Here is an 11,289-nt window from a genome sequence, read left to right as displayed (position 1 = left end):
CAGCACATGGCACCCCCGCCGCCCCAGCAGCAGCAGCAGCAGCAGTTCCAGGCTCCCCCGCAGCAGCAGCAGCAGTTCCCGCCGCCGCGGCAGCCGCAGTCCTGGACCGCGGTCATCGGCCCGGATCGCGAGTACTTCATGGCGATGATGCAGCGCAGCGGCCCGGAGGCCGGTGGGCTGAACCTGCCCGCGTACTCGCCGGACAAGCACCTGCCGCTCCGGGGCAACCAGATCTCCATCGGCCGCCGCCGGCACTCCACCGGCGAGTCCCCCGACATCGACCTGGCGGTGCCGCCGGAGGACCCGGGCGTCTCGCACCAGCACGCCGTGCTCGTGCAGCAGCCGGACGGCTCGTGGGCGGTGGTGGACCAGAACTCCACCAACGGCACCACGATCAACGGCGGCGAGGAGCCGATCCAGCCCTACGTCCCCGTGCAGCTCCAGGACGGCGACCGGGTGCACGTCGGCGCCTGGACGACGATCACGATCCGGGTGGGCTGAAGCCCCCGGCGGGCAGCGGCCAGGCGTAGGGCCCTCCGGGGTCGTCCAGCCAGGCCCACTGCCGCTCGCCGCTGACCGTCACACCGAAGCGCTCCCGCTCCGGCCGCCCCTCGCGCAGCCAGAGCGAGAGCGCTTCGTTCCTGTCCAGGGCCTGGTCGACCAGGCCCTGGAAGAAGCGGAAGCGCTCGTCGCCCGCCGGACCGTGCCGGGGGACGCGGCCCGCGACGCCCCGCAGGGCCACGAAGTAGGCGGCGGTCGCGAGGAACCGTCCCTCCGCGTGGCCGCCGTCGTGCACCCGCAGCAGCAGGAGCCCGGTGGAGAGCGGGGCGAGCACCAGGGCGCCCGGCCTGCACTGGGCGAGCAGCGGGGGCGGGACCGACGGCATCGCGCAGGTCGCCACGACGCGGTCGAAGGGGGCCCGCTCGGGGCAGCCGCGGGCGCCGTCGGCGGCGACCACGGCCGGCCGGTGTCCGGCGGCGGCCAGATGCGTCCGGGCGGACTCGGCGATCTCCGCGTCCAGGTCGACGGTGGTGACGTGCTCCGCGCCGAGGCGGTGGCAGAGCAGGGCGGCGTGGTAGCCCGTACCGGCGCCGATCTCCAGGACGTCGTGGCCGTCGCGGACGTCGAGGGCCTGGAGCATCAGGGCCATCAGGGACGGCTGGCTGGCGGAGGAGACCAGTTCCCCGTCCCGGACCCGGGTGGCGATCGCGGTGTCCGCGTAGGCCCCGCGCAGCCAGCGGTCCCGCCGCTCGGGGTCGGGGTCGCCGGACCAGAGCCGCTCGTAGCCGCCGGTGCCGGGGACGTAGTAGTAGGGCACGAAGAGATGGCGCGGGACCTCGGCGAAGGCCCGCCGCCAGCGGTCGTCGGCCAGCACGCCCTCGGCGTCGATCTCCCGCACGAGCGCCCGCCGCGCCCGCGCGCCGGCCTCGGCGAACTCGTCCCGCCGCTCACCCATGCCTCCACTCTCCCGCCGCCGGGGGCCTCCGGCGAGCGGGTCCTGGATCCCCGGACCTAGGACGGGGCATCTGAGACGATGGAACGGTGAACGAGATTCCCGGGGAAGCAGTGCAGGAGCAGACCTTCTACGAGCAGGTCGGGGGCGAGGAGACCTTCCGCCGTCTGGTCCGCCGTTTCTACGAGGGCGTCGCCGGCGACCCGCTGCTCCGCCCGATGTACCCGGAGGAGGACCTGGGCCCGGCGGAGGAGCGGTTCGCGCTCTTCCTGATGCAGTACTGGGGCGGCCCCCGCACCTACAGCGACCACCGCGGCCACCCGCGCCTGCGGATGCGCCACGCTCCGTTCGCCGTGGACCGCGCGGCCCACGACGCGTGGCTCCGCCATATGCGCGTGGCGCTGGACGAGCTCGGTCTGGCCCCGGAACACGAGGCCGAGCTGTGGCGCTATCTGACGTACGCGGCGGCGTCGATGGTGAACACGGCGGGCTGACGGCCCCTCACGGTCCCGCATACACCTCTCATCACCCCGCTTCCAGCCTCCGGACGGACACATTCCGGACCAGGAGCGCCGAATAACGGTCACGATCGGGTCAAGGTCGGACCGTAAGCGGTTTCCAGCGGCACATGCCCTCTGAAAGCATCCGGAAGAGATCCCGGGAGCGTTCGGCACCCGCACGACGTGCGCACCGTGATCCGGACGGCCAGGGGGATGGGTGACGGGGTTCGTACTTCTGCGTGTCAGGGCGCACCGGCTGCTGCTCGCCGCGGCACTGCTCGCCGTGCTCCTGACGACCTCGGTGCTCGCCACCCTCGCCGCGTTCTCCGGGGCGATCGGGGACGCCGCGCTCCAGGCGGGGCTGCGGGGGCGCTCCGCGGCCGCCGCCTCCGTGCTGGTGAGCGGGCAGGTGCCCGCCGCCCGGCGGGCCGCGGCCGAGGAGGCCGTCCGGGAGGGGATGCGGAAGACCTTCGACGGGCTGCCCGTGACCCTGCGCCGGCTGGAGCGCTCGGGGCCGTACGCGCTGCCCCGGAGCCTCCAGCCGCCCGCCGCCCGCGCGGGCGACCCCGATCTCACCCACTTCGCCGCCGTCGACCGCTCGCGGCTCTCCCTCGTCCGGGGCGCCTGGCCCGCGGCCGCCGCCCCCGCCGGCGTCGTGGAGACGGCACTGCCCGAGGAGGCCGCCCGGCGGCTGGACCTCGCTCCCGGGGCCGTCCTCGACCTCACCGACCGGCTCGACAACCGCAAGGTCAGGGCCCGGGTCACCGGCGTCTACCGGCCCGTCGACACCGGCGACCTGTACTGGCGGCTGGATCCCGCCGGCGGCCGCGGGGTGCGGACGGTCGCGTTCACCACGTACGGACCGCTGCTCGTCGACCCGGCCGTCATCCGGTCCGGGGCGCTGACCACCGGCGAGACCGCCTGGCTGGGCTCCGCCGACTTCACCGGCCTCACCACCGACCGCATCGACGCCCTGCGCACCGCCTCGACCGAGGGCCCGAAGGCGTTGGCCGCCGACACCGCCCCGTTCGGCACGACCGTCGCGGTCTCCACCGCACTCCCGACGGTCCTGGAGCAGACCCAGCGGGCCCTGCTCGTCTCCCGCTCCACCCTGCTGATCGTCGCCGTGCAGCTGATCCTCCTCGCCGCGTACGCGCTGCTGCTCGTCGCCCGGCTGCTCAGCACCGAACGGTCCGGGGAGACCGCGCTGCTGCGGGCCCGCGGCGGTTCGCGGCGCCGGATCGCCGGGCTCGCCGCCGCCGAGGCGCTGCTCCTCGCCCTGCCCGCCGCCCTCGCCGCGCCCCTCCTGTCCGGTCCGCTCACCGGGCTCTTCGCCGAGCGGTCCGCGCTCTCCGCCCTCGGCGTACGGCTGGACACCACGCCGTCGCTCCAGGTGTGGCTGGTGGCCGCCGCCGTCGCCCTGTGCTGCGCCGCGGCCGTCGTCGCACCCGCGCTGGCCGCCGGGGACGGCGCCGCCGTCTCGCTGCGCAAGGCCCGCTCGGCCGCCCTGCCCGGCCCCGTCCGGGCCGGCGCCGACCTCGGGCTGCTGGCCGTCGCCGCCGTGGCCTACTGGCAGTTGCAGCGCCCGTCGGCGGCCGGCGGCACCCTCGGCACGGACGGGCCCGGCGGCGGCTCCGTCGACCCGGTGCTCGTCGCCGCCCCCGCGCTCGCCCTGCTCGCCGGGACCGTCCTGACGCTGCGTCTGCTGCCGCCCGCCGCCAAGCTGGCCGAGCGGCGCGCGGCCGGCGGGCGCGGGCTGTCCGCCGCCCTCGCCGGCTGGCAGTTCAGCCGCCGGCCGCTGCGCGGCGCGGGCCCCGTCCTGCTGCTCGTCCTCGCCGTGGCGATGGGCATGCTCGCCATCGGGCAGAGCGGCTCCTGGGAGCGCTCGCAGCGCGACCAGGCCGACTTCCGGGTGGGCGCCGCCGTCCGCGTCCTCGGCGCCGGGCCCGGCGAGCCCACCCAGACCGAGCAACTGGGCGCCGTCCCCGGCGTCCGCTCCGCCGCCCCGGTGCACCGGGGCACCATGGACGTGGCCGGTAAGAACGCGACCGTCCTCGCGGTGGACACCCGCAACGCCGCCGGGGGCCTGCTGCTCCGCCCCGACCTCGCCGACGTCCCCGTCCACTCCCTCCTCGCCCCGCTCGCCCCCGCGGCCGTCACCCGCCCCGGCCTCCCGCTGCCCGCGGGCACCCGGACGCTCTCCGCCGACCTACGGCTCGCCGAGCCGAAGGTCGCCGCCCGGGTCACCGCGGTCCTGGAGGACCCGAACGGCGTCCCGTACCGCCGGGCCGTGGGCCCGCTGCCCGGCGACGGGCGCACCCACCGGCTGTCCCTCGACGTCGGCGCCCTGGCCGCGGCGCCCGGCGCCGGGGCCGACCGGGGCTCCGCCGGGCTGCTCACCCTCACCGGACTGGAGTTCGCCGGAGAGGTCGTCGACGGCGCGAAGGGCACGCAGACCCTCCAGGTGGAGCGGTTCGGCGTCACGGGCGCCGACGGCGGCGAGACGGTCCACTCCCCTGCGACGGTCCTCGGCTCCTGGACGCACTCCTTCGAGCAGACCGCGCAGGGCGACGCGCAGCGCCCCGTCCCCACCTCCGGTGTCCCCGGCGCCGCGGGGCCGGGGGGCCGTCCCGCCCCGTACGTCCTCACGTTCGCCGTCTCCGGCGCCCCCGTCGGCGAGGTGTTCTGGGGACCGGAGCAGTTCGCCGTACGGATGAAGGCCCCCGGGCCCCAGCCGCCGAGCCGCCTCTCCGCCGTCGCGACCCGGACCTTCATGACGGCGTCCGGCGCCGCGCCCGGCGACCGGGTCGAGGTCCCGCTGGGCGGTCGCAGCGTCGACGTGACCGTGGACCGCGTCGTCGACGAACTGCCCACCACCGGCCCGGGCGCCGCCGCGGCGGCCGCGGGCGGGTCGGCCACCACTCCCGAGGACGGCGGGGCGATCCTCCTCGACCTGGCCTCCGTCAACCGGTTCCTCTCCACCGACGAGGCCTCCACCGTGCCCGCCACCGAGTGGTGGCTGACCGTCGCGCCCGGCCGGGCCGGCGAGGTCGCCGCCGCCCTGCGCGCCCGCCCCAACGCCGACCCCGCCCAGGTCCTCGTCCGGGACGAGGTCGCCGCCGAACTGCTCGGCGACCCGCTCGGCGCCGGGCCCAACGCCGCCCTCATGGCGGTGGCGGCCGCGGCCGCCGCGCTCGCCGCCGTCGGCTTCGCGGTCGGCTCGGCCGGCGCCCTGCGGGAACGGTCCGCGGAGTTCGGCGTGCTCAGGGCGCTCGGCGCGCCCCGCCGCCGGCTGGCCCGGCTGGTCGCCGCCGAACAGGGCCTGCTCATCGGCATCGGCCTGCTCGTCGGCATCGGACTCGGCACCGTCCTGGCCCGGGCGGTCGTGCCGCTGGTCGTCCTGACCGGGCAGGCCGCCCGGCCCGTCCCCCCGGTCCTGGTCGAACTGCCCCTCGGCCAGGTGGCGCTGCTGCTCGCCGGCGTCGCCGTCCTGCCGCTCGCCGTGGTCGCCGCGATCGCGCTGCGGCGCACCGACCCGGCCGTGACGCTGCGCCACCAGGCGGTGAGCTGATGACCGGCACCGCCGGGGAGCACCCGGACGAGCACGAGCACCGGCAGCACCCCGACCCGCCCGCCGTACGCAGGAAGGCACCCGACATGCCCCGGTCGCCTCGGTCCGAGAAGCCGGCCCGCGCCGTCGCGCCCTGGGTGCGGACCCGGCTGCGGACCGCGCCCTGGGCGGCCGCCTCCCTCGCCCTCCTCGTCCTCGTCACCGCCTACCTGGCGGCCGTCCTGCCGCGCGCCGTGGACGCGTACGAGACCGAGGGGCTGCGGCACGACATCCGGACCGCCGCGCCCCGCAGCAGCGTCCTCGAACTGACCGCCGAACCGCCGGGCCTCGAACTCCCCCCGTCGGTACGCGAGGCGGGCCTCGCCCCCGCCGTCCTCGGGAAGCAGCGCGACAGGGCAGGCGCCCTGCTGCCCGCCCCGCTGCGGACCGACCCCGGGCAGACCGTCCACGGCGTGCGCACCGTCAAGCGCGTCGAGGGGCTGGACCCGTGGTTGCCCCGGCCGGACGGCATCTCCCCCGAGCTGGTGCTCGCCTCCCTCTCGGGCCTGGCGGAGCACACCACGCTGCGCGCGGGCCGCCTCCCCGCGGGCACCGCCCGCGCCCCCGAGGCCGTGGTCACCACGAAGACCGCCGAGGCACTGCGGATCAAGCCCGGCTCCGTCGTGCACGTGCCCGGCCGGGTCAGCGCCGTACCCCTCGCGCTCACCGTCACCGGCATCGTGGAGCCGCGCGGCCCCGAGGGCCCGTACTGGGCGGTGGAGCCGCTGCTCCGCACCCCCGCGCTCGCCCCGCTGGTCAGCCAGGAGGTCACGTACTACTGGCAGGGAGCGCTGCTGCTCTCCCCCACCTCGGCGCCCGCGCTGCTCTCCACCACCGGGGAGCCCGAGGTCTACTTCCGCTATCTGCCCACCGCCGACCACCTCACCGGCCGGGACGCCGGACGCCTCGGCGCCGCCCTGGCCTCGGCGTCGGGCGGCCCCGACCTGGTGAGGCTGCGCGAGGTGGTGGGCCCCACGGGCGCGCTGACCACCGAACTCGACACGATCGTCGGCGCGTACGGGTCGATGCGCGGGGCCATCGATCCGGTCGTGGCCGTCGCCGTCTTCGGGATCGGCGCGGTCGCGGCGGTCGTCCTCGCCATGACCGGCGGACTCTTCGTCGCCCGCCGGGACGGCGAACTGGCGCTGATCCGCTCCCGCGGCGCCTCGCTCACCGGCATCGGACTGCGGCTGCTCGGCGAGACCTCCGCGGTCGCCGTGCCGGCCGCGCTGCTCGCACTGGTCCTCGCAGTGGCGACCGCACGGGGTCCGGACGGCGCGTCCGGAGGCGTACTCGGCGGCATCCCGCTGCTGCCCTCGGTGCTCGCCACCATCGCTGTGGCCCTCGTGGCGATGCTCGTCCTGCCGCTCCGGGCCGTCGTCCGGCACCGGCGCCCGCGGCTGCACGGCGGCCGCGACGACCTGCTCACCGCCCGTCCGTCCCGGCGCCGCACGGTCCTCGAACTCACCCTGCTCGTGCTGGCCGTGAGCGCGGTCGCCTCCCTGCGGCTCCGCGGCACCGGGGACTCCGGCGACCACCTGGTGAGCGCCGCCCCGGTGCTCGTCGGCCTGATCGCCGCCCTGGTCCTCGTCCGCGTCTACCCACTGCCGCTGCGGTGGGCGGCCCGCCCGGCCCGCCGGCTGCGCGGGGCCGTGGGCCCGCTGGCGCTGGCCCGCGCCGGACGCGCGTCCTCGGCGGGCACCCTGCCCCTGCTCGCGCTCGTTCTCGCCCTGACCACCGCGGCGTTCGGCGGCTCCGTCCTGGCCGGCGTCGCCGACGCCCGCGACCGGGCCGCGCTCCTGGCGACCGGCGCGGACGCCCGGATCGACGGCACGGTCGAGTGGACTCCGCTGCCGGCCGGCCTGGCCGAGGCGGTGCGCACCACACCGGGCGTACGGGACGTGGCGCCGCTGCAGATCGAGTACGGGGTGTCGCTGCCGTCCCCCGGGAGCGACACCGCCCAGCCGATGAGCTCGGCGCTCGTGGGCGTCGAGCCCGACGCGTACACCCGGCTCGCGCGGCGGACCGGCTTCGGTCCGTTCCCCGCGGCGCTGCTCGCCACGACCGGCAAGGGCGGCAAGGAGGCCGCGGCGGACACCGCGCGGGTGCTGCCCGCGATCGCCTCGCCCTCGGTCGCCGCCCGGCTGGGCAGCGCGCCGCAGGAGATCGTGTCGGCGGCCGGCGTGTTCCGGGTCAGGATCGTCGCCGTCCGGCCGACCACCCCGGCGCTCCAGGGCGCGGACTTCCTCCTGGTCAACTCCGCCGACCTCACCCACCGGGCGAACACGGCGCTGCTCGTCTCGGGCCCCTCGGACGGGGCCGCGCTGCGGGCCGTGGTGAAGGCGAAGTCCGCCGCGCTGCTGGTGTCGACCCGCACCGAGGAGCGGGCCGGCTACGTGGACTCGCCGCTCCAGTCGGGCGCCGAGCGGATCTACCTGGGCGCGATCGGCGCGGGCGCCGGCTTCGCCGTGGTGGCCGTGCTGCTCTCGCTCCTGCAGAACGCGCCCGAGCGGACCACGCTCCTCGCCCGGCTGCGGACGATGGGGCTGACCCGCCGGCAGGGACGGCGGCTCCTCGGCCTCGAAGCACTGCCGCAGGCGGTCCTGGCGGCCGTCGGCGGCACCCTCGTCGGCTGGGCGACGGTGCCGCTGCTCGCCCCCGGCGTCGACCTGTTCCGGCTGGCGCTCGCGACGACCCCGGGCTTCGCCCCGCTGGACAGCGCGCCGCTGCGGGTGGACCCGTGGTCGCTGGCGGTCCCGGCCGTCGCGGTCGTGCTGATCACGGCGGTCGCGGCGGCCGGACAGGCGTGGTGGGCGGGCCGCAGGGGCTCGGTCAAGGAACTCAGGGCGGGAGACGCACGATGACGAAGACCGAGACGCCGAGCCGGCCCGGCGCCGCCGGGTCCGCCTCCGACCCCACCACCCTGGAGGAGCTGGAGCGCCGGGCGAACGCGCGGCGCGACCGGCCCGACTACGGCCATGACGCGCTCATCGCCTGCGACCGTCTCGTCCGGATCTTCACCACGGACGGGGTCGAGGTGCAGGCCCTCCAGGGGCTCGACCTCCTGGTGAAGGAGGGCGAGCTGATGGCCCTGGTCGGCGCGTCCGGCTCCGGCAAGTCGACGCTCATGAACATCCTCGCCGGCCTGGACGTACCGACCGCCGGCGCCGCCCGGGTCGCCGGAGCGGACCTGCTCGCGATGGACGGCACGGCACGGCTGCGCTACCGCCGCGAGGTCGTCGGCTTCGTCTGGCAGCAGACCGCCCGCAACCTCCTCCCCTATCTGACGGCCGCCCAGAACGTGGCCCTGCCCATGCAGTTGAAGGGCCGCGCCAAGCGGAAGACGGAGCGCGCCGAGGAACTGCTCGCCATGCTGGGCATCGCGGACGCCCGCGACCGGCGGCCGCACCAGCTCTCCGGCGGCCAGCAGCAGCGGGTGGCCATCGCGGTCGCCCTGGCCAACAACCCGGCCGTGCTCCTCGCCGACGAGCCGACGGGCGAGCTGGACTCGGCCACCGGCGAGCAGGTGTTCGCGGCCTTCCGCCGCGCCAACGAGGAACTGGGGACGACGATCGTGATCGTCACCCACGACCAGGCGGTCGCCTCCGAGGTCCGCCGCACGGTCGCCATCCGCGACGGCCGCACCTCCTCGGAGGTCCTGCGCCGCACGGAGGTCGACGAGCAGGGCAAGGAGTCCCTGGTGGCCCGGGAGTACGCGATGCTCGACCGGGCCGGCCGACTCCAGCTCCCGGCCGAGTACACCGAGGCGCTCGACCTGCGGCACCGCGTGGCCCTGGAGCTGGAGCAGGACCACATCGGGGTGTGGCGGGACGACGCCGAGGGCTGAGCGGTACGCGGTGCCGCGCGGCCCGGCGCGACCGCGCACGTGCCCCCGGCGTCTGCGCAACCGCGCACGCGCCCCCGGGCGTCCCCGCCCACGGAACAGGCTTTCGACGTCGACCACGGGGGTGCCCGATGCGCAAGGCCGTGCGGTACACCGGGGCGCTGCTCGTGCCCGCCGTCGCCGGAGCACTGCTGTGGCGGTGGGCAGCCTGGAGTCTCGGCGGCCCGCACCGGCCGCCGACCGCCCTCGCCGTGGCGGGCGGCCTCGCGCTGGCCGCCGTCGCGCTCGTGGCGCACGACGCGCTCTTCCGCGAAGGCGGGAGCATCGCCGCGGCCGTCCTGATCCTGGCGGGTCTGACGGCCGTCTGGGTGGAGGCGCGGGACGACGCCGTCCGCGGCGCGGTCGCCGACTGTGTCGTCGTGGGGAAGCCGAAGGTGACCCACCACCCGACCTTCGGCGAGGGCGCGCCGGCCCCCAAGACCCTGTTCCACCACACCCTGCGCTGTGCCGGCGGCTACCCCACCGACTTCTCCGCCGAGGAGCGGATCGCGGAGCCGGGCGGCGCGGTCCGCATCGCGTACGACCCCGCCCGCCGCATGGATCCGGTGCTCGAACGGCAGAACAAGGCCCACGGCTCCCCGGTCGTCCCCGCGTCGCTGCTCGTGCTCTCGGCCGCGCTGTCGGTCGTGTCGATCGCCCGCGAGGGCCGCGGGGAGCGGTGAGGAGCGTACGAACCTGGTCGGCCGAAGGGCCGCGCCGGGTCAGGCCGTCGGGGCGCCGGGGTCGGGGGCCACGGTCACTCGGGGGCGACCGTCAGCGTCATGGACACCGTACGGAGGGCGATCGAGCCGTACGGGGTGCGCAGCCGCAGCCAGGGGCCGGAGGCGAGCAGCGCGACGGGGGCCTCGGTGTCCGCGGGCGGCAGGAAGCCCAGTGACTGGGCCGCGTGCACCGCGCGCAGCGGCAGGCCGGTGGCGCCGAGGGTCCGGGACCAGATCTCGCGGCCGATGACGTCCCGCTCGGCGCGGGTACGCCGCTCCGCGGGCAGTTCCTCGTCCCGCGCCCGGAACTCGGCGACGGCCGCGGCCACCGCGGCGCGCATGTCCGCGGCGTCCGGCAGCCCGGGGACCGGCCGCCAGCCGGTGCGGGGCGGGAGGACACCGGCCCACGGGGGTCCGGTGACGGAGTCGGGGACGACCGCCTTGCCCGCGGACTCCTCGATGCCTTCCAGGAGTTCGCCGGCGGAGACGGTGACGTCGAGGTCGACGGCGTCCACGAGCCGGGCCGTCCGGACGGCGAGCACCTCGAAGGACGCCGGCCGGCCGAAGACGGCCAGTGCCCCGCCGCCCGCCTGGAGGCGGACGGCGGCCGCCCGGTCGTAGTGGACGAGCCGGGCCAGGAAGGCGGCGAGGGCCGCCGCCTCCCTGGCGTCGGCGAAGTGCAGCGGCGCGAGCACGGTCATGCGGCGGACGTCATCCCGTCGTCGACGTACTCCTGGAGGAACGCGCGCTCCTCCGCGGAGATCCTGCGCGGCCGCTGCGCCTCCAGGTCGAAGGGCACGACGACCGTGGACGCCCGCACGTAGGTGACCTCGGGGTCCTTGATCTCGTACGCGATCGTCAGCGACGCCGCGCCTATCTTCGTCACCCAGGACTCGACGGTCACCGGCTGGTGCCGGTGGACCAGCGGCCGCACGTAGTCGATCTCGTGCCGGGCCACGACGGACCCGCCGGAGAACGAGGGGGAGCCGTCCCCCGGCGCGAGCCGGAACATGAAGTCGATCCGAGCCTCTTCCAGGTACCGCAGGAAGACGACGTTGTTGACGTGCCCGAAGGCGTCCATGTCCGACCAGCGCAGGGGACAGCTGTAGATGTGGCGCACG

Annotated in this window: 9 protein-coding genes; 6 read left to right on the top strand and 3 right to left on the bottom strand. The window is 76.6% G+C overall.

The window, feature by feature from the left end:
• Positions 1-501: FHA domain-containing protein (locus EAO70_RS18955; RefSeq protein WP_148005228.1), on the top strand; the 501-nt coding region annotated here is incomplete at its 5' end.
• On the opposite strand, the gene EAO70_RS18950 is transcribed toward EAO70_RS18955, so the two are convergent.
• Positions 482-1,456: a methyltransferase domain-containing protein gene (locus EAO70_RS18950; RefSeq protein ID WP_148004092.1), complete on the bottom strand. Its 975-nt coding sequence runs from the start codon at positions 1,454-1,456 to the stop codon at positions 482-484. The two genes, EAO70_RS18955 and EAO70_RS18950, sit on opposite strands and share 20 nt — an antisense overlap.
• Positions 1,457-1,542: 86 nt before the next feature.
• On the opposite strand from EAO70_RS18950, the gene EAO70_RS18945 reads away from it, so the two are divergent.
• The 5 genes from EAO70_RS18945 to EAO70_RS18925 all read left to right on the top strand — a co-directional run bounded on the left by EAO70_RS18945 (position 1,543) and on the right by EAO70_RS18925 (position 10,129).
• Positions 1,543-1,947, top strand: a complete 405-nt coding sequence (locus EAO70_RS18945) for a globin (RefSeq protein ID WP_148004091.1) — start codon at positions 1,543-1,545, stop codon at positions 1,945-1,947.
• Between the two features lie 223 nt (positions 1,948-2,170).
• On the top strand, positions 2,171-5,524 hold the full coding sequence (locus tag EAO70_RS18940) for an ABC transporter permease (RefSeq protein ID WP_148004090.1): 3,354 nt from the start codon (positions 2,171-2,173) through the stop codon (positions 5,522-5,524).
• An 86-nt stretch (positions 5,525-5,610) separates the two neighbouring features.
• Positions 5,611-8,427 carry an FtsX-like permease family protein gene (locus EAO70_RS18935; protein WP_148005227.1) on the top strand — a complete coding sequence of 939 codons (2,817 nt, stop codon included), beginning with the start codon at positions 5,611-5,613 and terminating at the stop codon, positions 8,425-8,427.
• A complete protein-coding gene (locus EAO70_RS18930) occupies positions 8,424-9,410 on the top strand; it encodes an ABC transporter ATP-binding protein (RefSeq protein WP_148004089.1) in 987 nt (328 codons plus the stop codon). The genes EAO70_RS18935 and EAO70_RS18930 overlap by 4 nt, the downstream gene beginning before the upstream one ends.
• A gap of 128 nt (positions 9,411-9,538) precedes the next feature.
• Positions 9,539-10,129, top strand: a complete 591-nt coding sequence (locus EAO70_RS18925) for a hypothetical protein (protein WP_148004088.1) — start codon at positions 9,539-9,541, stop codon at positions 10,127-10,129.
• A gap of 74 nt (positions 10,130-10,203) precedes the next feature.
• On the opposite strand, the gene EAO70_RS18920 is transcribed toward EAO70_RS18925, so the two are convergent.
• Complete coding sequence (locus EAO70_RS18920; RefSeq protein WP_148004087.1) at positions 10,204-10,869, bottom strand: hypothetical protein; 666 nt, start codon at positions 10,867-10,869, stop codon at positions 10,204-10,206.
• Positions 10,866-11,288, bottom strand: coding sequence for an acyl-CoA thioesterase (locus EAO70_RS18915; RefSeq protein WP_148004086.1), 423 nt, complete (start codon positions 11,286-11,288; stop codon positions 10,866-10,868). Before EAO70_RS18915 ends, EAO70_RS18920 begins: the two co-directional genes overlap by 4 nt.
• Position 11,289: the final 1 nt, after the last annotated feature.

This window comes from Streptomyces sp. adm13(2018), from assembly GCF_008042145.1.
Taxonomy (GTDB): Bacteria; Actinomycetota; Actinomycetes; order Streptomycetales; family Streptomycetaceae; genus Streptomyces.
The sequence above is the reverse complement of the archived record's forward strand: the minus strand, read 5'-3'. Positions and strand labels throughout refer to the sequence as shown.

Coding starts and splice junctions, on each gene's coding strand:
- EAO70_RS18950 (WP_148004092.1), bottom strand. CDS start 1,456: ATGGGTGAGCGGCGGGACGAGTTCGCCGAGGCCGGCGCGCGGGCGCGG.
- EAO70_RS18935 (WP_148005227.1), top strand. CDS start 5,611: ATGCCCCGGTCGCCTCGGTCCGAGAAGCCGGCCCGCGCCGTCGCGCCC.
- EAO70_RS18930 (WP_148004089.1), top strand. CDS start 8,424: ATGACGAAGACCGAGACGCCGAGCCGGCCCGGCGCCGCCGGGTCCGCC.
- EAO70_RS18925 (WP_148004088.1), top strand. CDS start 9,539: ATGCGCAAGGCCGTGCGGTACACCGGGGCGCTGCTCGTGCCCGCCGTC.
- EAO70_RS18920 (WP_148004087.1), bottom strand. CDS start 10,869: ATGACCGTGCTCGCGCCGCTGCACTTCGCCGACGCCAGGGAGGCGGCG.